Origin of the sequence: Pontibacillus salicampi, assembly GCF_042434395.1 — a bacterium.
GTDB lineage: Bacteria > Bacillota > Bacilli > Bacillales > BH030062 > Pontibacillus > Pontibacillus salicampi.
The window spans coordinates 105,695-128,945 of record NZ_JBHLTP010000013.1; the positions used below are offsets into that span (position 1 = coordinate 105,695).

18 protein-coding genes are annotated in these 23,251 nt (G+C 42.0%); 15 read left to right on the top strand and 3 right to left on the bottom strand.

Annotation, left to right across the window (positions count from 1 at the left end):
* Positions 1 to 128: 128 nt before the first annotated feature.
* The gene (locus ACFFGV_RS16155) at positions 129 to 1,844 is read right to left on the bottom strand and encodes a hypothetical protein (protein ID WP_377349985.1); all 1,716 of its coding nucleotides are present in this window, start codon (positions 1,842 to 1,844) and stop codon (positions 129 to 131) included.
* Positions 1,845 to 2,364: 520 nt separating this feature from the next.
* Here ACFFGV_RS16155 and ACFFGV_RS16160 point away from each other — a divergent pair.
* From ACFFGV_RS16160 to rbsB, 14 genes are all read left to right on the top strand, one after another.
* A complete protein-coding gene (locus ACFFGV_RS16160; protein ID WP_377349987.1) occupies positions 2,365 to 4,566 on the top strand; it encodes a hypothetical protein in 2,202 nt (733 codons plus the stop codon).
* A gap of 35 nt (positions 4,567 to 4,601) precedes the next feature.
* On the top strand, positions 4,602 to 5,765 hold the full coding sequence (locus ACFFGV_RS16165; protein WP_377349990.1) for a hypothetical protein: 1,164 nt from the start codon (positions 4,602 to 4,604) through the stop codon (positions 5,763 to 5,765).
* A 19-nt stretch (positions 5,766 to 5,784) separates the two neighbouring features.
* Complete coding sequence (locus ACFFGV_RS16170) at positions 5,785 to 7,197, top strand: glycosyltransferase family 2 protein (RefSeq protein WP_377349993.1); 1,413 nt, start codon at positions 5,785 to 5,787, stop codon at positions 7,195 to 7,197.
* Positions 7,198 to 7,297: 100 nt separating this feature from the next.
* On the top strand, positions 7,298 to 8,653 hold the full coding sequence (locus ACFFGV_RS16175) for a nucleotide sugar dehydrogenase (protein WP_377349996.1): 1,356 nt from the start codon (positions 7,298 to 7,300) through the stop codon (positions 8,651 to 8,653).
* 126 nt (positions 8,654 to 8,779) lie between these two features.
* The gene (gene glmS, locus ACFFGV_RS16180; RefSeq protein ID WP_377349998.1) at positions 8,780 to 10,612 is read left to right on the top strand and encodes a glutamine--fructose-6-phosphate transaminase (isomerizing); all 1,833 of its coding nucleotides are present in this window, start codon (positions 8,780 to 8,782) and stop codon (positions 10,610 to 10,612) included.
* A gap of 32 nt (positions 10,613 to 10,644) precedes the next feature.
* Positions 10,645 to 10,839 carry a hypothetical protein gene (locus ACFFGV_RS16185; RefSeq protein ID WP_377350000.1) on the top strand — a complete coding sequence of 65 codons (195 nt, stop codon included), beginning with the start codon at positions 10,645 to 10,647 and terminating at the stop codon, positions 10,837 to 10,839.
* A 31-nt stretch (positions 10,840 to 10,870) separates the two neighbouring features.
* A complete protein-coding gene (glmU, locus tag ACFFGV_RS16190; RefSeq protein WP_377350003.1) occupies positions 10,871 to 11,854 on the top strand; it encodes a bifunctional UDP-N-acetylglucosamine diphosphorylase/glucosamine-1-phosphate N-acetyltransferase GlmU in 984 nt (327 codons plus the stop codon).
* 41 nt (positions 11,855 to 11,895) lie between these two features.
* Positions 11,896 to 12,816, top strand: coding sequence for a hypothetical protein (locus ACFFGV_RS16195; protein ID WP_377350005.1), 921 nt, complete (start codon positions 11,896 to 11,898; stop codon positions 12,814 to 12,816).
* Between the two features lie 230 nt (positions 12,817 to 13,046).
* The gene (locus tag ACFFGV_RS16200) at positions 13,047 to 14,024 is read left to right on the top strand and encodes a LacI family DNA-binding transcriptional regulator (RefSeq protein ID WP_377350008.1); all 978 of its coding nucleotides are present in this window, start codon (positions 13,047 to 13,049) and stop codon (positions 14,022 to 14,024) included.
* 5 nt (positions 14,025 to 14,029) lie between these two features.
* Positions 14,030 to 14,920, top strand: coding sequence for a ribokinase (gene rbsK / locus ACFFGV_RS16205; RefSeq protein ID WP_377350011.1), 891 nt, complete (start codon positions 14,030 to 14,032; stop codon positions 14,918 to 14,920).
* On the top strand, positions 14,917 to 15,306 hold the full coding sequence (gene rbsD / locus ACFFGV_RS16210) for a D-ribose pyranase (RefSeq protein ID WP_377350014.1): 390 nt from the start codon (positions 14,917 to 14,919) through the stop codon (positions 15,304 to 15,306). The genes rbsK and rbsD overlap by 4 nt, the downstream gene beginning before the upstream one ends.
* Before the next feature lie 16 nt (positions 15,307 to 15,322).
* Positions 15,323 to 16,813, top strand: a complete 1,491-nt coding sequence (locus ACFFGV_RS16215; protein WP_377350017.1) for a sugar ABC transporter ATP-binding protein — start codon at positions 15,323 to 15,325, stop codon at positions 16,811 to 16,813.
* On the top strand, positions 16,806 to 17,759 hold the full coding sequence (gene rbsC / locus ACFFGV_RS16220) for a ribose ABC transporter permease RbsC (RefSeq protein ID WP_377350020.1): 954 nt from the start codon (positions 16,806 to 16,808) through the stop codon (positions 17,757 to 17,759). Before ACFFGV_RS16215 ends, rbsC begins: the two co-directional genes overlap by 8 nt.
* Positions 17,760 to 17,769: 10 nt before the next feature.
* On the top strand, positions 17,770 to 18,696 hold the full coding sequence (gene rbsB, locus ACFFGV_RS16225) for a ribose ABC transporter substrate-binding protein RbsB (RefSeq protein ID WP_377350023.1): 927 nt from the start codon (positions 17,770 to 17,772) through the stop codon (positions 18,694 to 18,696).
* Positions 18,697 to 18,983: 287 nt separating this feature from the next.
* On the opposite strand, the gene ACFFGV_RS16230 is transcribed toward rbsB, so the two are convergent.
* Together ACFFGV_RS16230 and ACFFGV_RS16235 are read right to left on the bottom strand one after the other, a co-directional pair.
* A complete protein-coding gene (locus tag ACFFGV_RS16230; protein WP_377350025.1) occupies positions 18,984 to 20,357 on the bottom strand; it encodes a YjiH family protein in 1,374 nt (457 codons plus the stop codon).
* Between the two features lie 101 nt (positions 20,358 to 20,458).
* On the bottom strand, positions 20,459 to 22,072 hold the full coding sequence (locus ACFFGV_RS16235; protein WP_377350028.1) for an HsdM family class I SAM-dependent methyltransferase: 1,614 nt from the start codon (positions 22,070 to 22,072) through the stop codon (positions 20,459 to 20,461).
* 162 nt (positions 22,073 to 22,234) lie between these two features.
* On the opposite strand from ACFFGV_RS16235, the gene ACFFGV_RS16240 reads away from it, so the two are divergent.
* Positions 22,235 to 23,206, top strand: a complete 972-nt coding sequence (locus ACFFGV_RS16240; RefSeq protein ID WP_377350031.1) for a YbgA family protein — start codon at positions 22,235 to 22,237, stop codon at positions 23,204 to 23,206.
* The last annotated feature ends 45 nt before the right edge of the window (positions 23,207 to 23,251 follow it).

Sequence of the window (23,251 nt, forward strand, 5' to 3'; positions counted from 1 at the left end):
GTTAGAGGATATATAACTATTATAACAAATTAACGCGGTGAATAATTAAAGTAAAAAACAATAAGGCTGTCGAGACTTTCTCGACAGCCTGGTTCTGTTTGTTTTGGTGTTGTGTTATTCCCGTAAACTTACTCCTTCGCTTCTTTCCAGTAATCGTAGGAGTGGACAGCGTGACCTAGATAAGAGGAATTGTTTCTCCATCTAGAGTCGACGATATTTAACTCCTCTTCCATGACACCTTTCCCTTCCTCATAGAAGGAGATATAAGGAGTATTCTTGTTTTCCTTCATTTCCACGGCTATGACTAATTCCTTGCCCAGCTCATCTCCAAAAGCAACTTCTTCTTTAGTCGTATCAATAATTCCGCCAGAGCCTTCAGCGAAATCACGGAACGCCATAATAGTAGTGTGATCAACCTTATCAATCATCCATTTAGATATGGACATATCTGAATCATCAGAAATAGGGTGATCATCTAACCACATTGCTAAATCAACGCCTGTTTTTAAATTTGAATTTGCCTTTACTTCCTTTTGATAGAAGGATATATTCTCGCGCCATGACTTCATGACCTTCGATTCATCATCGTACCATTCTTGAAGCACATACGGCTCAATGTCCAAGTGGATACCATCGAATTTCTGAGGCTTTTCTACTTTTTTATTGTATGTCGTAACATAATCAATAAACATCGATAATCGTTCTTTTCCTTTTTCGAGCGCCCAGGTTGGATGTCCACCCATAGCGTGCACTTCAATACCTTGCTCATGAGCTTTCTCTACAAAATCGGTGTAGGCAGCAAAGTCCTGCTGACGATCTAGCCTAGCATAAATTAGGTTCAAATCATGTTCCTTGGCAAAGCTCAATATTTTATCAGGCTCTTCAATTAAATTTTCAGCATGCCAAATATAGGTGCCTCGATACTTTTCCTCATCTTCCGGACTAGTTTCTCCTTCTTTTGGAGGTTCGGAGGCTGGATTACCCTCTAATTGCGTCCAGTGTTGATAGTTTTCTATGGCATGTCCAATGTAAGAAGGGATGTCTTTCATATGTTTATCCATTACATTGAGGTGCATCATCATATCATGAAACCCTTCCTCATGAAACGTCACGTGGTTTTCGTTCCCTTTCTGAAGGGTTACACCCACAATCATCTTCTTATTTAAGTTACTTGCAATCTCTAATTCATCCTCTATCAGGGAAACGATTCCATTGCCCCCTTCGAGTGTATCTCGATAGGCAAGGATAGTGGTGTGATCAAACTTCTCGATCATCCATGTATTAAATGATTGATTCGATTGACCAGGTGTTTGAATGGTATCGAGCCAAAAAGGAATAGTTGCACTGGTTTCTAATGATGTGTCCTTCACATTTTGCTGAAAGGCGGTCACATTTTCTTGCCATTGCTTAATAACGGACTCAGAATCCTCATACCATTCAGGCAGATAATGCGGCTGTATTTTGAGGTGAATTCCGTCCATTTGCTGCTGTTCTGAAACGGAATTATTGTAATTCATTACCCACTCAGAAAAATCAAGCACAGATTGCTTTTGGTCCTTTAACGCCCATTCTGGTTTACCGTTGTAGGCATGAACCTCAATCCCTTTTTCGTGAGCGGAAGCAACAAAATCTTTATAGAAAGAAGCGCTTCTCTCCGAATTAATCTCTAAATAAATCAAACTGATGTCATTGTTGGAGCTCTTTTTCAACAATCGATAGGACTCTTTTGATAAATCGGTATCTTCCACCCATAGAGCATTTTGCTGCTCCTCTGGCTTAGACCATCCTGCTAGTAGTGTGCAAATACTTACCATAAGTAGTATATAAAGGGACTTCCTCTTCATTGTTTTCCTCCATATTCTTTTCGTCGTTTTTGAGCAACTGTTAATGATAGAGTCTACGCAAACTTCCCCACGTCCCGTTTTTCTCTAGTGGTATATCCTGGTTTCGGGGGTACCGAAATGCCCCTTTCGGACATGACTGAAAAAGGAACATAAAGGTACGATTTAGATAGTATCCTGTTAATTTTTATGAAAGCGATTCATCCTCTGAAATACCAACACTCCTTTCATTTTTGAAAACGGATTCCGCAACAGCACCGAAATGAAAATTCGTGCTTCCGAAATAGAGTTTTCGATGAGAACCTTTGTGAGGTCATGTTACGTTTAAAACGCACTCGGAAGAACAATGCACCTTAAAGTTAAACGTTTAAAATTGTTTTTTCAAGAGAGATTTTTAATATTTATAATTTTGAAATAAATATTACGTAAAAATCCCTATCGTACTAATCGTCCTATTAAAATTTTTAGTTAGGTCTTTCGAGTGTATGACCTAATCTGGGACCCAAAGAGGGGGAAAAATCCATTGAAGGGTAAAAAACTCACCATATTATCCTTACTGTTCCTGTTAACTGGCTCCATTTTATACTTTCAATTTATGTACTTAAAACCAGTTGAAAGCCAGGAACTTGAGGATGGTACCAAAGTGAAGTTTCGAACATCGGAGAACACCATCGAGGTTTATCAAGATGAGTCATGGTCTTCCATGTTTGTGAAGGGTGTGAATCTTGGTGCCACAGTACCAGGACATTATCCGGGAGCATTAGCCATCGAGGATGGTGATTATCATCGTTGGTTTAAGAAGATCCAGGATATGGGTGTAAATACAATTCGAATTTATACCATTCATGAACCTGAATTTTACGAAGCCCTTGTGCAGTTCAACCAAAAACACCCAGATAATCCACTATATTTCATGCAGGGAGTATGGACTCCAGTCAATGAATTGAACGAACAAGAGGACGCAATGAATGACAAAGTAACAAAGCAGTTTAAAGAGGAATTGAAGCGAGCAGTCGGAGCAGTTTATGGAGACATAACGATTCCGGAACGAGACGGGAAAGCAAGCGGTGACTACACTGCAAACGCTGGACAGTACTTACTCGCCTGGCATATCGGTACAGAGTGGGCTCCTACTATCGTAGAGAATACGAATGAAAAGCATAAAGAAGCACCAGCTGTAAAAGGTGATCATTTTCAGACAACCAAAGATGCAGAGGCATATGAGAAATGGCTGGCGGAATTATTAGAGTACACAGCAAAGCTGGAAGAGGAGAAAGGGTGGCAGCATCCAATGACGTTTACCAATTGGGTAACCACTGATCCTCTTGAACATCCAAAAGAACCGTTAATAAATGAAGATTTGGTCGGAGTAGACGCAACCAATATTAAAACGAAGAACTGGGAAGCTGGTTATTTCGCATCTTACCATGCTTATCCGTATTACCCTGATTTCTTCCGGTATTCCGAAAAATATCAGGATGTCAAAAACGACGAAGGTAAAGCAGATTCATATAAAGGGTATCTTCGTGAATTGAAAGATTATCACGATGGAATGCCCATTATGATAACAGAATTTGGAGTGCCGTCCTCACTCGGCAATGCTCACAAAGGAGCACTTGGCAGAGATCAAGGAGGGCATACAGAACAAGAGCAAGGAGATATCAATGCAGAACTTCTCAGACATATCCATGAAGAGGGTTATGCAGGAGCTGCGTTATTCACATGGCAGGATGAGTGGTTCAAAAAAACATGGAACACCATGCCTTTCGAAAATAAAAATAGCAGAGCATACTGGTACAACTACTTATCCAACGAAATGTCCTTTGGCGTTCTTGGCATGTATCCCGGTAAAGAAGAAGCAATTGAAATCGATGGCAGCAGAGAAGATTGGCAGGAATTAAACGAAGAAGAGGTCCAGAAGCAGGAATTAAACGCGGATGGATGGGATTCTTTGTGGATTACACATGATGAAGGATATGTGTACATTAATGCCAGGCTCCAAGAAGACTTTAATCCAGAAGAGGATAACTTATTTCTAGGTGTAGATACACTTAGTGGCGGAGTAACGAAGGGAGATATCCTTCCAAAGGGAGAGCTTGATAAAGGATTGGAAACCCTAATTCGATTAGGCCGAAAAGAGGAAAGTGAAGTATTAATCGCTTCTGATTATGACTATCACAATCGTCTATATGGCAATCAAATAGGGGAAGCTGAAACGAAAAATGAAACAGATACCTTTACTCCATGGAGGCTTGCCGTCAGCTTGAAGCTGGAACCTCCGAACGCCAATTATTCACTACCTTTTGAAGAGGTATCGGTAGGGAAGCTGCCGCGAGGAACAGCAGGTGACTTCCAGGACAAGAACTACCAATCCCAGGCACTATGGCAAACAAAAGGAAACATAGTAGAAGCGAAAATTCCTTGGGCTCTTCTTGGATTTTCAGACCCAAGTTCACAGATGGTTGTCAGCTACGAAAACCACGATAAAGAAAGCTCGGAACTAAAATCGAAGAAGGCAGAAGGAATTCGGTTGGTTCCATGGATGGAGAAGAATGGTTCTGAAACCCAGTTAAGCTGGAAGGAATCGACTACTCCTCATCCAGTATCAGAACTTCCAAAGTATGAATGGGAGTCATGGACAGAAGTCGATTACGTAGAGCGGAAGAAACAAAGCTATTACGACATGCAGGAAGCTTTTCAAGCAATTAACAAAGTAAAGCAATAAACTTACACTATTCATTCTAAAGGGGAGGCGTCTAGATGTTCATTAACTTGGAATTAGCGTACTGGGTCCTATATGGCGTGCTGGGGTTAATGGGGATATTCACCATTGCCATCATGACAGTAAAATTCAGAGCAGCTAATGATAAGAAAAAGACAGCAAAGTCGAGACAAAAACTGCAATCCTACTTGGATTACGTCCAAAACCAGCTTAGTAAGGTCGGTCCCATTTCCATACCGGATATGACATTAGCTAAATATGACAAGAAGGTGCTGCAGGAAGTTTTATGTACATGGATTGAGCGATACGAGGGAGAGTCTCGTCAAAAGCTCATAACGTTATGTGAAGAATTAGGATTAGTGGAATTTAATCTCAAGCGAATGAAGAGCCCATCCCATTTTAAGAAGCTAGATGCTGCTTATTACCTGGGGGGAATGAGGAACTCCCGAGCTGTTCCGGCGTTATTCACCCTTTTAGAGAATACGAAGGATGACAGTGAGCTATTTATCATAGGACGTTCCATTGCCCAAACAACAAATCGACCAGAAGACATCAAGAGCATGCTTATGCATGTAGCGAAGGGCGAAAAGAATAATTATTTGCTGCTGGCTGACATCGTAAATGAATCCACTTTAAATCTACAGCAGCAATTTGAGGATTTAATATCAAGTAATAATGCAGATTTGGTGAATGTATCCCTTCTCAGCCTTGCTGAGGATAACGATTATGGGATGGATTCCAGAGCGAAGTCCTTACTACGTTCTAAACACCGTGATATAAGAGTGAACGCTGCCCGATTAATCCTAGCATCAGGACAATGGTCAGCTGAAGATATCAAGCAGCTTATCCAGTTTAAAGATGTTGAAATGCGTGTGTTTGTAGCAAATTGGATAGGAGAGAAGCAACTGGCACAATTAACACATTTATTGCGAGAGGGGGTACAAGATACCAATCAACGAGTAGCTAGAACATGCGCGAAGAGCCTTTTACAACTAGGGGACATCGGATTCACCCAGCTTTGTGAAATAGCAAAGCAGGAGGATGGCCAAACCGCCTCTATTGCTTTGGAGTGCTTGGAAGAAGATATTAAGGTTGCTTCAGCTAACATGGAAAACCTTGAAAAAGTAAACATGTACAATCACAAAGTTTACTTATTTGAGAAATACTTTGGTAAAAATAACGACCTGATCCAGGCAATATAACAACAGGAAGGAGAAAGAAATGAGGGAACTATTACTCGGTTACGGTACGTTTGCAATGTACTACGTAATCATCATCAACACTATTTACCTTGCAATTATTTTGTTTTCGTTTACGAAGATGTCCGGAATTTTAAAGGGTATTCGTTATTCGAAGCACGAATCCTTATCGGACTCAAACCATATTCCACCCATTTCCATTCTCGTTCCCGCGTTTAATGAGGAGCTTACCATCATCGAGAATGTCAGGTCATTACTTGCACTACACTACCCAAAACACGAAGTTATTGTTGTCAATGATGGTTCTAGCGACAAAACAGTTGATGTACTAGTAGAGGAATTTAACCTGCAATATTTCAATCCTTCTTCTGTGGAGGAGAAGGTAGAAACGGAAAACATTAGAGGTCTTTATTATAACCCAGCTTATCCGAACCTAATTGTTGCAGATAAGGAAAATGGTGGAAAGGCAGACTCACTGAATGCTGGAATTAACCTATCCAATTATCCGTTGATTTCTTCCATTGATGCAGACTCCTTGTTAGAGAAGGATGCTCTTATTCGAATGGCTAGAAAGTATATGGAGAACCCAGAAGAAACAGTGGGAATAGGTGGGAATGTCCGAATTGCCAACGGCTGTCGCATCGAAAATGGCGTAGTAAAGGACGTAAAGCTACCAAGAAAGTTATTACCTATGCTGCAAACAGTAGAATATATGAAAGCCTTTATTGGTGGTCGTATAGGCTGGAGTAAGATTAACGGTCTCATCATTGTCTCAGGAGCTTTCGGCTTGTTCCGTAAAGATTATGTGGTAGAGGTTGGCGGTTACCGAGGTGGATATCCTGGTGAGGACATGAATATTATCATCAAGCTCCATCGTCACATGCTGGAAAACAAGCTGCCTTATAAAATCGAATTTGTTCCTGATGCTGTTTGCTGGACGCAGGCACCTGACACATTCAAAATCCTCGGATCTCAGCGTAAACGGTGGGGGAGAGGCAATCTTAAGAACATGATTGATGAAGGAATATATATGTTCATGCGTCCGAAATACAAAGTGATGGGGCTCTTGACAGTACCGTACAACATCATCTTTGAAACACTTAGTCCGATCTTCCGTATTACCGGTTTGCTTGCACTAATTGGTTATACAGCACTTAGCATGACTGGGTGGGAGATACTGCTGGCATTTACGCTGCTTAACATTGCTTATGGTACATTGCTTGGTCTTGGCTCCTTACTAATGGAAGAAATGGCCTTCCAACGCTTCCCTAAGGTCAGCGATTTCTTCAAATTGCTTGGATATACCGTATTAATGTTCTTCGGATATCGACAGCTTGGAATCCTATGGAGATTTCTTGGTCAAATTGACTATTTCCGAAAGAACAATTCCTGGGGAACTATGGTGCGGACAAGCTGGAATGCAGAACAGAAATAAGCTAACCACTTTGGTGTCACCAGCTGAGAAGCTAGTAGATATAAATAAAGGCGTACATGTTTGATTTTATGACAATCTAAAAAAGAGAGGGATTTTGAGAATGAATTATTATGCACAACTAATGCAGAAAATTGAGGATAAGACAGCGAACATTGGTGTTGTTGGAATGGGTTACGTTGGCCTTCCGCTAGCAGTGGAAATGGTTAAATCCGGCTTCACTGTGTGTGGAATCGACCTTTCTGAAAATAAAATCAACCAGTTAAAACAGGGGAAAACGTACATTACAGACGTATCAGATGAAGACATGGAAGAAGTAATGGCATCCAAGCGCTTCCTTCCAACGACAGACTATTCCAACGTATCTGAACTGGACGCAATCAGCATTTGTGTACCAACTCCACTAAGTGAGAACCAAGATCCAGATACATCTTATATCACTGGAGTAATCGATAGCATCAAGCCTTATGTTAAAAAAGGTATTATGATTACGCTAGAAAGTACTACGTATCCAGGGACTACAGAAGAGTTAATTCTAAGTGAATTTAACAAGATGGGCTATGAAGCTGGTAAAGACCTATTCCTATGCTACTCTCCAGAGCGGGTTGATCCGGGTAACAAAAAATACAGCACACACAACATGCCTAAAGTAATTGGCGGAACCACGGAGAAATGTAATGAGCTAGGTGTTGCTCTATATCAAAACTATGTAGGTAACGTTGTCCCTGTTTCTTCTCCGAAGGTAGCAGAAATGTCTAAATTACTTGAAAACACATTCCGTAGTATCAACATTGCATTCGTTAATGAAATAGCAATGATGTGTGAGCGCATGGACATTGATGTATGGGAGGTAATCGATGCAGCAGCGACGAAGCCATTCGGCTTTATGAAGTTCCAGCCGGGACCTGGAATCGGCGGTCACTGCATCCCATTAGACCCAATGTACCTTTCCTGGAAAGCGAAAGGGTACCGTTTTTACAGCAAGTTTATTGATTTAGCTCAATCTATCAATAACAATATGCCTGAGTTTGTTATTAACAAAACATCTCAAGTGTTAAACGTAGATGGTAAATCTATTAATCGCGCTAACATTCTTATTCTTGGCATGGCTTATAAGCCAGACGTCGCTGACCTACGTGAATCTCCAGGACTTTACTTGTATGAGCTGTACAAGCAAGCGGGTGCGAATGTTAAATATTATGATCCGCATGCAGGAAGCTTTATCGATGATGACGGAGAAATTGTTTACTCTGTACCTTACATTCAAGATCAATTAAAGCAATACGATTGCATGGTGCTTGTAACGAATCATAATGACTTTGATTATGATGAACTTGCTAATCTAGGTGTTCCAATCGTAGATACTAGAAACGCATTTGGAGACTATGACCAGACGCATATTCATAAAATCGGTACTTCTACTAAGGTAAGTCCAGCTCACCAATCTCTAGCTCTTTAAAGCAAAATTGGGAGGGGAGGGACTCCCTCCCTTCTGCCACTTGAGATACTAATGAATATTGTATAGGCGACCATTACGAACCATTAAATTTACTATAATCATCATATATGGAAAGGATGAATCATTATGTGCGGTATCATCGGTTACATTGGAGACAAACAAACTCAGGAGATTTTAACAACAGGACTTGGCAAGCTAGAGTATAGAGGGTATGACTCTGTTGGAATTGCTATTAATGATGGGGAAGCAATCAACGTAACTAAGGCAGAAGGTAGACTAGAAAATCTAGCAAGTAAGCTATCTGACAAGCCACTTAACGGGACAGTGGGGATTGGACACACTCGCTGGGCAACACATGGCAGACCTTCTGACGAGAATTCCCATCCTCATACGGATGAAACTACCGACTTTGCAGTAGTTCATAACGGCATTATTGAGAACTATCAGGACATTAAGCAAGAACTGATTGAAAATGGCGTGACATTCCAATCTCAAACAGATTCTGAAGTCGTAGCGCATCTCCTATCCCGCTTATATGATGGTGACATGATTTCTACAATCCAAAAAGTAATTGATAAACTAGAAGGCGCATATGCACTAGGAATCGTTTCCAAGTATGAGCCTAATAAGCTATTCGCAGTACGTCAGGCAAGCCCGCTCATCGTAGGAGTAGGTGAAGGAGAGAACTTCATCAGCTCTGACATTCCTGCAGTACTGGAGCACACTCGTGATGTAATCATCCTAGAAGATAGTGAAATTGCTGTTCTTTCTAAAGAGGGTGTATCTCTATTAGATATGGAAACGGCTAATCCAATCGAACGTGACGTATTTAAAGTAGATTGGGATATGGAACAAGCAGAGAAAAATGGCTATGATCATTTCATGCTGAAAGAGATTTTCGAACAGCCGACAGCACTGCAAAATACGATGACTGGACGCATCGACCAGGACAGCCAAATGGTAGAATTCCCGGAGCTTGATTGGTCTGAAGCCAAAGTAAACGAATGGAACAAAATTTATATAGTTGCGTGCGGTACAGCATACCATGCAGGACTAATTGGAAAGCACGTATTGGAAGAGCTAACACGTATTCCAGTAGCTGTAGAGGTAGCTTCTGAATTCCGTTACCGTCGTCCTATTATTGATGAGCAGACGCTTGTTATTACAGTAAGCCAATCTGGTGAAACCGCAGATACGCTGGCAGCACTCCGTCAAAGCCAGAAGATGGGCGCAGAAGTAGTTGGTATTACGAACGTAGTAGGCAGCTCCATCGCACGAGAAGCAGATAATGTAATTCTAACCATGGCAGGACCAGAAATTGCTGTTGCTTCAACAAAGGCGTACACAACGCAAGTACTTTCCCTTTATCTTATGGGAGTTTATGCTGCTCAGAAGAAGGGGCAGATTACAGAAGAATATCGTAAAGAACTGCTAGAATCCCTTCTGAAGACACCTGGACAAATTGAGGAAAGCTTAGAGCATATTAAAGGAATTCGTTGGTATGCAGAGTCTATTAAAGATGCACAAAGTGTATTTTTCCTAGGTCGTGGGCTGGATCATGCAGTTGCATTAGAAGGGTCTTTAAAGCTGAAAGAAATTTCTTATATTCACTCTGAAGCATATGCAGCAGGAGAATTGAAGCACGGTACACTAGCGCTAATTGAAGAAGGTACACCTGTTATTGCGCTTGCGACTCAAAATGAAGTGTACGACAAGATGATTGCAAACATTGAAGAAGTAAGAGCTCGCGGAGCGAAAGTAATGGGAGTAACGACAGAGGGCAATATGGACATTTATCATTATGTGGATGAAACGTGCTACATTCCTGCAACTAATAACTTGTTCGCACCACTACTTTCTGTAGTACCGTTACAGCTGATCTCTTATTACACATCTCTTGCTCTAGGAAATGACGTAGACAAGCCACGTAATCTAGCAAAAAGCGTAACAGTAGAGTAAGGAAATTACCTATTAGAAAGTGAGTGCATATCATGACGAAGACGTTAGAGAGACGTCGTGCGGAAGTATTAGATGAAGGTTTATTGCTAGGAATTATGCAAGGCATTAATCAGAAAGTAGAAAACCAGGAAATCGTCAAAGATGCACAACTGATAGAAGAAGTCATCGATACGTTAAAGCCACTTTACGGATCTGACATGACACAGCGTACGAAGCGTGTGTACTAAGCTTTTAGATATTTAGACCAGGGGGGATACTATGACACAAACATTTGCAGTTGTACTAGCAGCTGGAAAAGGAACAAGAATGAAATCAGAGCTGCCAAAGGTGTTGCATCCTGTATGCGGAAAGCCAATGGTACAGCATATCACCGATAAGTTAGCCAGATTATCAGTAGATCAAACAGTCACTGTAGTGGGCCATAAAAGCGAAATGATCAAAAATCAACTAGGTGACGCTGTAAAGTATGCTATGCAGCAGGAGCAGCTCGGAACTGCTCATGCTGTTAAAATGGCAGAGCGTCAGCTAGCTGATAAAGAGGGAACAACCCTCATTATTACTGGAGATACTCCACTTGTAACAGAGCAGACGATCCAAAATCTAATGGATCATCATAGGGAAACGAATGCTGCTGCAACGATTCTTACGATGAATACAGAAGACCCATCCGGCTATGGACGTATTATTCGTAACGAAAACGGCGATGTAGAGCGTATCGTAGAACAAAAAGACGCGTCAGAGGAAGAACTTGCTGTTAAGGAAGTGAACTCTGGTATCTTCTGCTTCGATAACCAGAAGCTCTTTACTTCACTCGACAAAGTCAGTACGAATAATAATCAGAGTGAATATTATCTCCCAGACGTTATTGAAATTTTGAAGAACGAGGGTGAAGTTATTTCCGCTAGCAGTACAGATGATGTAGAGGAAGCTATGGGCGTAAACGACCGTGTTCATCTTGCGACAGCGGAGCGCATATTACGCGAACGTATTCACCTTCACCATATGAAAAACGGAGTAACGATTATTGACCCTTCCTCTGCGTATATTGAAGCAGATGTAACGATTGGACAGGATACGACCATTGAACCTCGAGTACATTTACGAGGAACAACAAAGGTAGGAAAGAAATGTATGGTAGGTCCTGATGTAGACCTGATTGACTTCGAGCTAGAAGATGAAACAAGAATATCTAATTTTTCTATGACAAATGATTTATACAAAATGCCAATCGGACAAGCTTAAGCAGCTTTCTGTGGAAGGGAGTATCAAGGATGGGTGGTACCATGAGGTCAACACAGATATTGATCAAACGTTTGATCAATCACCGTAGAGGACTTGCCATTGCAGCTGCGCTCCTGATCAGTCTAAGCATTGTTATACTAGTACCAATATTAGGTGGTGGAAAAGAACAAGTGAAAGCTACCTGGATTTGGGATGTTGAACAAATAAAAGAAAACCCAGATGACGTTATCACCTTCGCCAAGAAGGAGAACGTCAACCGAATCTATGTTCATGTAAGTATTAAGGATTTTTCCTCTGATATGTATCGCTCCTTCATTAAGAAAGCTAATGAGGAGGATATGGAAGTATTTGCTCTTGGAGGAGATCCAACATGGGCATTAAAGAAAAATCGGGATAGTGTAAGTCAATTTGTTTCTCAAGTAAAGAATTACAATCAAGTCGTAACAGATAGTGAACAATTTGCAGGCATCCACTTTGATATTGAACCATATCTATTGCCAGAATGGGGAAAGAATCAAAGCAAAGTCATTGAACAATGGATGTTTAATCTCGCTGATGTTGTAAATCAAGCTAAGCAAAATGGTGATTTGCTCGTAAGCGGAGATTTTCCATTCTGGATTCACAAGCTTGATACACCTGGAAAGTCCGAAAAGCTAAGTAACTGGATACTAGATACACTGGATTCCATCACTATTATGGCGTATAGAGATTACGTGGAAGGTAATAATGGCATCAAAAGCATTGTAACCCCCTTGGTGGAGGATGCTGCTCAGCAGGGGAAGACCGTAGTCGTTGGCGTTAACGTCATTGATACGTCAGAAGGTACGCATACAACATTTTACGGGAACAAACCAGGAAGCTTGGAAGAGGAATTGGAGAAGCTGAATCACCATTTCGGAGAGCACAACGGTTATGCCGGAATTGCTATTCACGATTATAAACACTGGAAGACGCACAATTAATTCTCCCCCTTGTCATCTCTATAAAGGTAAAGGCTCTCGCTCAACAGGAGCGAGAGCTTTTTTTACATTTATTCCCCTTATAACAAGTATCATCAAGTAGTTAGAAACAGCTACCGCTATATTCCTGTCATGCTTACTATTTTAAGTAAAGGGTACAAATGCGTTGCCAACGTAAGGAGAATATGCTACGTTATGTGTAACCGGTTACACAATGTGCAGGAGTGAGTGAAATGGTTACCATTAAGGATGTTGCCAAGGAAGCGGGGGTCTCTGTTGCCACTGTTTCTAGAGTATTAAATGAGAACGGCTATGTAGGCGCTGATACTAGAAAAAAGGTCATGAAAGCGATGGCCAATTTACATTACAGCCCTAATGAGGTTGCGCGCTCTCTCTATAAGCGGGAGTCGCGGCTGATAGGTTTACTGTTACCAGATATTACGAATCCGTTCTTCCCCCAATTGGCAAGAGGAGTAGAAGATGAAGTGAATAAAGAAGGATACAGGCTCCTCCTTGGAAATAGTGATGAAGATGTGCAAAAGGAGCTAGATTATATTCAAACATTTGTACAGAATAATGTGGTTGGGATGGTTTCTGCAACCAACACCGTTGATCATGAGCTATATAACGCCTTACAGCTTCCGCTTGTTTTGTTAGATAGGACAACAGAAGACTATCCATCCGTGTACTCAGATGGGAGGGAAGGGGGCCGATTAGCAGCTAAAACAATTTTGGAAAAAGGAGCCCGCCACATAACGTTAATGAAGGGACCTGCTCACGTAAAGCCGGCTCAGGATCGGTACAAGGGAGCAATGGAGATGCTTAGTGAGGCTGAGGTTGATTTTTCCGTGTTTTCAACCTATTCCTATTCATTTGAGGACGCCACAAGCTGGGCGAAGGAATTGTTTACCAAATACCCAGATACAGATGCAGTCATCGCTAGTAATGATATTGTCGGAATAGCTGTGCTGCACGAGGCTTTGAAGCGAGGAAAAAGAATTCCAGAGGATGTCCAGATTATCGGATACGATGATATACCACAATGCAGCCTATCCTATCCTGCACTTTCCACGATTAGGCAGCCTGCTTACGAGATGGGTCGTCAAGCAGCACAGCTGTTAATTAAGCTTATTAGAAAAGAAAACGATGTCGATAAAACGATACAGCTACCCGTTCAGCTAGTAGAGAGAAGTACAACAAGAAAGGAATGAAGCTCATGAAAAAAGCAAAAATTGCAGTAATCGGAAGTTCTTCCATGGATTTAGTAGTCACATCCTCCAAACGCCCTGGTCCTGGGGAAACGGTGCTTGGTAATTCATTTAAAACCGTTCCTGGAGGAAAAGGAGCAAATCAGGCGGTTGCAGCTGCAAGACTTGGGGCCGAGGTATATATGATTGGCTGTGTTGGCGATGATGCACACGGTGAGGAGGTTATGCATAACTTCAAGCGTAATGGGGTTCATACAGACTATGTGGAACCGGTTACAGGTGTGGAGACAGGAACAGCTCATATTATCTTAGCAGATGGAGATAACAGCATTGTTGTGGTAAAAGGAGCGAATGACTGTACCACTCCAGCCTATGTAGAGAAAACGAAATCGTTTCTTGAAACGTGTGACCTTATCATGATCCAGCAAGAGGTTCCTGAGGAAACGGTGGCTTATACGGCAAGTCTTTGTAAGGAAATAGGTGTTCCACTATTGTTAAACCCTGCTCCTGCAAGAAGAATATCAAAGGAAATTATAGAACAGGCGGCCTATATTACACCTAATGAACATGAAGCAGCCATTCTGTTTGATGGTGCCCATTTAACGGATGCACTACAGGAGTACCCTAATAAGGTAATGATTACAGAAGGAGCTCTCGGTGTTCGGTACTTTGATGGAGAGGAAGAAGTACTCGTACCTTCCTACAAGGTGACCGCTCTTGATACGACGGGGGCGGGAGACACTTTCAATGCAGCCTTTGGTACTGCTATAGCGGAAGGGAAACAGATGAATGAATGTCTGCGATTCGCAAATCGAGCAGCATCCCTATCGGTTACAGGCTTTGGCGCTCAGGGCGGTATGCCATACAGAAATGAGGTAGAAAGGTGGTTCACTAGATGAAGCGAAATGGCATGATAAATAGTCATATTGCCAAAGTGTTAGCGGATCTCGGTCATACGGATACGATTGTAGTAGCAGATGCTGGGCTTCCGGTTCCAGAAGGGGTTCCTAAAATTGATTTATCTCTTAATTGGGGAATTCCTTCTGTGGTAGAGGTACTTCGAATTTTGCAGCAGGAAATGATAGTGGAACAGGTGACTGTTGCAGAGGAATTACAAGAGGGGAAGGGGCAACTACACAAGGATATAGTATCAATCTTTAAGCAGCTGGACTACGTATCACATGAAACATTCAAATCTCAAACACATCATGCGAAGGCAGTAATTAGGACGGGAGAGGCTACCCCGTTTGCTAATTGTATCCTTCATGCAGGTGTAAGCTTCTAACAAAGGAGGTGGATTCATGCAGGTCAGCATGAACAATATTCATAAGGCGTTCGGGAAGAACAAAGTGCTAGAAGGTGTCGATTTTGCCATTCAGCGCGGGGAAATACACGCGCTTATGGGGGAGAATGGAGCTGGTAAATCAACCCTGATGAACATTCTCACTGGTGTCCATAAGAAGGATGAAGGCTCCATTCTCATTGATAACGAGGAGAGGGAGTTTAGTAACCCAAAGGAAGCGGAGAAATATGGCCTAGCCTTTATTCATCAGGAATTGAACATTTGGCCCGAGATGACAGTACTGGATAATCTTTTTATCAATAAGGAACCGGTTACATCTTTTGGTCTGATTCGCACCAATAAAATGAAAGCGCTTGCTAATGAGCAGTTCGATAAACTATCTATATCCATTCCACTGCACAAGGAAGCCGGACAATGCTCAGTGGGAGAGCAGCAAATGATTGAAATTGCCAAAGCTTTAATGACGGACGCTAAGCTTATTATTATGGATGAACCAACGGCAGCTTTAACAGAGCGCGAGATTGAAAAATTGTTCAATGTAATCCGTTCGTTACAGAAATCAGGTGTCTCCATTGTATATATATCACACAGAATGGAAGAGATTTTTTCCATTTGTGACACTATCACTGTCATGAGGGACGGGCGTACCGTGGATACAACACCAATTTCAGGTACTAGCTTTGATGAAGTTGTACAGAAAATGGTGGGAAGAGAGCTGACAGACCGTTTCCCTGCTAGACAAACAAAGCTAGGTGAAACGATTCTGGAAGTGAATAACCTTACACGAAAAGGAGTTTTCGAGAATATTAGCTTTCACGTCCAAGCGGGTGAAATTCTCGGCGTTTCCGGGTTAATGGGAGCAGGTCGCACGGAAATTATGCGAACCTTATTTGGCCTCGATGGTAAGTATGAGGGAGAAATTAGAGTAAATGGACAACCCGTTACCATAAGAAATCCCAATCATGCCGTAGACCTTGGACTTGGATTTATAACAGAGGATCGCAAGGAGGAGGGGCTTGTACTGGATTTCTCCCTGAAGGACAATATCGCCCTGCCTAGTTTGTATAGCTTCACGAAACAAGGGATGATTAGCGACAAGGCGGAAATGGATTTTGTACAAATGCTCATAGAGCGATTACAGGTCAAAACAGAATCCGCTCAAACCATTGCCAGGAACTTATCTGGCGGTAACCAGCAGAAAGTCGTTATAGCTAAATGGATCGGAATCGGTCCGAAAGTGCTCATTTTGGATGAACCGACCAGAGGGGTAGACGTAGGAGCTAAGCGTGAAATATATCAATTAATGAATGAACTGACTGACAGAGGTGTGGGGATTATTATGGTCACTTCAGAACTTCCGGAGGTGCTTGGGATGAGTGATCGAATGGTTGTTATCCATGAAGGGACATTGGCTGGAGAAGTAACAGCGGAAGAAGCATCGCAGGAAAAAATAATGACACTGGCGACAGGAGGGCACATACATGAATAAGGTGCTGGAAGTAAATCGATTCGGAAATATCATGCAGAGGCTCGGACCGTTAGTGGGATTACTCGTCTTAGCTATTACAGTTACTATTATTAACCCAAGCTTCGTAGAGCCATTGAACCTGCTTAATCTATTCAGGCAGGTAGCTATAAACGCACTCATCGCATATGGTATGACATTTGTTATTCTGACTGGAGGCATTGATTTATCGGTGGGCTCAACCCTTGCCCTATCCAGTGCTCTCATGGCGGGTATGATGGTCTCTGGTGTAGATCCAATCCTAGCTATCATCATTGGCTGTCTCCTTGGAGCGTTGATGGGGATGGTAAACGGTCTGTTAGTCACGAAAGGAAAAATGGCTCCCTTCATCGCAACCCTTGCAACGATGACCATGTTCCGTGGATTAACGCTCGTGTACACGGATGGAAATCCAATCACAGGTCTAGGAGACAGTTATGCCTTTCAGCTGTTCGGAAGAGGGTATTTTCTTGGGATTCCAGTTCCCGCGATAACGATGCTGCTAACCTTTGCCGTGCTATGGGTTATCCTGCATAAAACGCCATTTGGACGAAAAACATACGCCATTGGCGGTAACGAAAAGGCTGCACTTATTTCTGGTATTAATGTAACTCGCATTAAAGTGCTGGTATATTCTCTAGCGGGCCTATTATCCGCCCTTGCTGGGGCAATTTTGACCTCCAGACTAAATTCTGCCCAGCCAACAGCAGGAACGTCGTATGAACTGGATGCTATTGCAGCAGTCGTTCTTGGCGGGACGAGTCTATCAGGAGGAAGAGGGCTAATTGTAGGAACACTCATTGGTGCATTAATTATCGGAACGTTAAACAACGGATTAAATTTACTTGGAGTCTCATCATTCTTCCAAATGGTAGTCAAAGGAATCGTCATCATCATAGCTGTCTTAATCGATAGAAAGAAAACGGCGTAGGAGGGATACAATGAAGAAGTTACTAGTGATACTTATAGGTTTATCTTTGTTTGTGCTGGGAGGATGCTCCCTGAATCCTCCAGAATGGGCCAAGCCAGATCAGGAAACAGACATGGAAAATATAAAAATAGGGTTATCTGTTTCTACTCTCAATAACCCATTCTTTGTATCTATGAAAGATGGAGTGGAAGAAGCTGCACAAAAGCAAGGGATGGATGTAGTAGTGGTGGACGCACAAAACGATGCAGCTAAGCAAATCAATGACGTGGAGGACTTAATCCAACAAGGAGTTGATCTTCTTCTTATCAACCCAACAGACTCCTCTGGAATCTCCACAGCAGTACAATCTGCCAATAGCATTGGGATCCCCGTTATTACTTTGGATCGCTCAGCAGAAAAAGGGGATGTAGCCACACTTGTTAGCTCAGATAACGAGAAAGGTGGAGAGATGGCCGGATCCTATATCGTTGAACAGCTGGGGGAAGGAGCGAAGGTAGCAGAGCTAGAAGGAGTGCCAGGCGCTTCAGCTACAAGAGAGAGAGGTGCGGGTTTTCACAATATTGCTGATGAGAAGTTAGATGTTGTAGCCAAACAAACAGCAAATTTCGATCGGACAGAAGGTCTTAATACCATGGAAAACCTACTGCAGGGGAATCCAGATATAGAAGCTGTATTTGCCCATAATGATGAAATGGCCCTTGGAGCATTTCAGGCAATCCAGAGCTCAGGCAAGGAAATATTGGTGGTGGGCTTTGATGGAAATGAAGATGCAATAAACAGTATTAAAGACGGCAATTTATCTGCCACCGTTGCTCAACAGCCAGAACAAATTGGGAAACTCGCCGTTCAAGCAGGAGCTAACGTATTACAAGGAGAAGAAGTAGAAAGTACTATACCTGTCCCGCTTAAACTAGTAACGAAAGAAGAAATAGAGTAGAAATAAAGAGGACCTTTCCTTACATGGAAGGTCTTCTTTTTTCTGCTTGTCCTCACGATGTGGGATGGTTCGATGAAGCTACACGATGTAGCGGTCTTAAACGAACCTCCTTCTTCCTCTGCTTCCTATACCCATTTTGATTACATTCCGTATTCTTCTCCACCATTTGGTGATAGATAAGAAAATAATGGAATAAGTGGCATTAAAAAAGCTTGTGGAGAAACGACGGTTCCTCCACAAGCTGAAACCCTCTCGGTCATGTAGACGAGAGGGTTTTTTATGCTTTCCTAGAATAGCAGGTGAGCGATAATTGTAATAACAGGCAGGGTAATAAGGGTACGTTCTAAAAAGATAATGAGCAGGTCTCTAAAATTGATCGGTATTTTAGAGCCTAATAGTAATCCACCCACCTCAGACATGTAAATGAGCTGTGTAACGGATAGGGCTGCAATGATGAACAGGGTCATCTGGCTCTCAATAGCTGAGCTTGCAATAATAGCAGGCAAGAACATGTCAGCAAACCCTACAAGTATTGTTTCAGAAGCGGCTGCAGCCTCTGGAATCTGCATCAGTTCTAGTAGTGGAATAAATGGCATTCCAATCCAGCTAAAGACTGGAGTGTATTCGGCAATGATTAAAGCAATAGTCCCAAACGCCATAACGATAGGGGCCACTCCCATCCACATGTCGAGAACATTCTGTGCTCCCTGCTTCAGAAATGTACCGAAGCTATTCTGGGTCTGTGCCTGCTTTAATGCTTTATAGTACCCCCACGTCGCCACATTGTATCCTTCAGGGGATGCTGTTTCTTCTTCCGCTATTTCACCGGAAACATACGTGCTCTCTTTTCTGGAAAGGGGCGGAATACGCGGCATAATAAGGGCTGCAATTACTCCAGAAAGTAACACAGTACCATAAAAAGGAGCAAAGTAATCTGATAACCCAACCTTATCAATAACGACGAGCGTAAAGGTGATAGATACGACGGAGAAGGTAGTACCTATTATGGCGGCTTCTTTTTTTGTATAATGGCCTTCCTGATACTGCTTACTTGTTAGTAACACGCCAATAGTTCCATCCCCGAGCCAGGAGGCAAGGGAATCGACGGAAGAACGACCTGGAAGCTTGAACAATGGCCTCATGACAACCGTTAGCATCGTGCCAAAAAACTCTAGTAATCCGAAGCTTAATAACAACGGGAGAAATAATCCAGCAAATAAGAACACTGTAAATAAAGTGTGTAATAAATCCCCAAGGAGCAGGTCACCAGTTGCTCCTGAATGGATAAATTCAGGTCCAATCTTAAAAAGTGTTAAATACACGAGGACCGCGCCAACCATTCGGACAATGGTCCAGAACCATGAAACATCTAACAGGCTTTTAAAGAATGGGAAGCGATCTAACTTCTGCCCACCGATTAATTTTACGAGTAACGTCGCAAGAGCAGTAATAATAATGATAATGGTCATAATAGCAGAAAGCTGTCCAGCTAATTGTAATTTTAGCCATTCTGCAAAAAACGCTACAGGAACGGTTGCTTTTTCCTCTCCCCCCACGTTAACTGAAATAGGTATCATGAATAAAAATATGCCTAACAGCGAAGGGATAATAAATTTAATATGGTTAATACCCTTGAAAGGGAATTTACTGTCATTTTGCATGAGCTTGTTCCTCCTGTTCAACAACGTCATAAGTATGCAACGCATTTCATTTTAATACAAACTAAAGAAAAAATCTAATAAAAATTTAAAGAAATGAATAGTTATACGACTCTGTCATTCTTGGAGAGTATTATACTGCGAAATACGTACTCTAATGCTTCCTTACGTTCGTACCATTTGCTAGATTGGTAGGAACACAATCGAATGTCTTCATAAAGGGATTGTATAGTCTGTTTTGTGGAATGATCAATAGCATCTATATCCACGATGTAGGAGTGATTAATATCATTTGGCTCAAATTTCACGAGACCTTTACCATATTCTCTTCCCGTTTCCTTCATTACCTGACTAGCAATATCAGTAAGAAAGTAGGCCATTAAAACATCCGTATCCTGTTTGTATGAAGGATGTATATATATACTGTGATAGGGAGTTAAATGCACAATGCCGGCTTCATTTCGAACAAAGTGCAGGCGCTCTCTGTTAAAGACGCGAAACCAGATGGGAGCAGGCTTTCGCACTTCAGCTTTGTACCAGGGCGAACGGTGTTTTGTTAAATAACGCTTATGGAATTGTGCATATTCACCAAGCTGAATATAGTGAACTAGTGATGGATCCATCTTCGTGTCCTTTTGAACATTCAACAGGTAGACGGGCATGTTCTTTTCTATTAAATAGTTCAGCTCCTGTTGCGAGAAAAATGGAGTTTCCACCTGATTTGCTTTTGTAATACAGGGCGTTAGATAGGAGTCAGATAGTTGATATGTAGTAATTTCTGATGCAGTTAAGCAGAAGAAATCATTAGCTCCTGTGGCGATGCCCCTCGAGGCTGCTGCCACTTGTTGAAATGGAACAACATGCTGGAGGGAGTCCATAACGGAATTCTGATAATAGCTCCGCCATTTCTTTGCAGTATCGAGCTCCCTTAAATGATAGCGCTTACCAAATGGTGTGCTGCTTTGTTTGCATTCGCTGATATACTGCTGAACCGCAGGTATATCGTCCGCTGTATCCATGGTTAGGAATTCTACTTCCTCATTATTTCCTCCCTTCTCACATAAAAGGATGGCGGAGGTAGTAAGTGCATCATCAAACCAGCTGTGCTGATAATCGGTAACAATAACATACTGTAACAGCCCCTCTGCTACTAGAAAGTCCTTAACCCATCGCCCGTAATCTGCATTTAAAAAATCAGAGGGCACAATATAAGCAGCTCGACCTCCTTGAACTAATTGATAGGCTGACTTTAGCACGAATAGGTTATACATGTTCGTGTTGCCGGGCAATTGCATATTCAGCATGCTGTTAAACTGTTGCAGAATATCTTGCTTTCGTTGATGTGTAGACAATTTGAAATAGGGAGGATTTGCAATGACAGCTTCAAAGGAATCGTTCCAGTCGCTAAATAAAAAATCCTCTTGTAGATAGGAAGCCCGATAGGATGATAGTCTTTCTCTGGCACCAGCTAATATGGATTGATCTGTATCGTACAAATTCCACAAGGGCTTATGAGTGCTATTAAGCTGCTCGTACTGCTCAGTGAATATTCCCAGTCCAGCTGCTGGGTCGAGAATGCTATTTGGGTGAGTGGGTAGAATCCATGAAGACATAAGCCTAGCAATTGCTGGTGGTGTGAAATACTGTCCTAATGCTTTCCGGTAGGATGGGCTGGTTTTTTTACGATAATGTTCTTCAGGGGTGGTTTCTTCCATCATACTACTGCTCCTTCATTGTTCGCTTAATGCTATTGTATCGAAAAACAGCGCCAATCTCATTAAAAAAACGAATTCAGGGCAGAATAGACTATTGAAATTAGCAAGTGCCGAGTAAACATCCTACAATGAAAACAAACTTTTCTATAAATGAGGGAGAAACAAATGAAAACCTTTGCCACTCCAAAAATAGTTGTAAGTAAATGCCTTGAATTTGATCACGTTCGGTATAATGGCGAGGTCATTCCAGATAAAGTGGTGCAGCGTCTCACTCCACACGTCCAATTCATCCCAGTCTGTCCGGAAATGGAAATCGGACTTGGTGTACCTAGGGATGTTATTCGTATCGTTCGAAAAGGGGAGGAAGAGAGGCTAATGCAGCCTTCTACAGAGAGGGATCTCACAGAGAGCATGAACGCATTCTCGAAGGGGTTTCTTGAATCCCTTCAAGGAGTGGACGGGTTTTTATTGAAGAACCGTTCTCCAACGTGTGGAACCCAGGATGTGAAAATGTACGACAAACTGGAGAAATCTCCTGTGACAGGGAAGACAAAGGGACTATTTGCCAAGCACGTAATAGAACACTATCCAGGACTTGCTATTGAAGAAGAAGGACGATTGAAGAACTACAAAATCCGTGAACACTTTTTTACCAAGCTCTTTACACTAGCAGAATATAGACAGCTGAGAGAGTCTCCATCTATGAAGAAACTTGTTCATTTTCATTCCAAGCACAAGTATTTATTTATGTCCTACAACCAAACTACCTTAAAGGATATGGGCAGAATAACGGCCAATCACGAGAAGCTACCAATAGAAGAGGTATTGAATTCTTATGAGGAGCGCTTGCATTGGATGTTTCGCAGGCTCCCTAGTAGAAAATCGAATGTTAATGTGTGTCAGCATATTATGGGGTACTTTAAGCATGAATTAACAAAAGGAGAGAAAAATTACTTCCAAGAAACGCTCCAAAAATTTTATGAAGAAAGAATTCCCCTTAGCGCTATCCTTTCCATTCTTAAATCTTGGGTCGTCCGTTTCCAGAATGAATACTTGCTGGAACAAACCTATTTTGAACCTTATCCTGAGGATTTAATAGAGATTAGCGACTCTGGAAAAGGTCGTTCGTTTGCCTGAATATAAGCAGCCTTCCATAAGTGGAGGTTGCTTTTTTAATATATT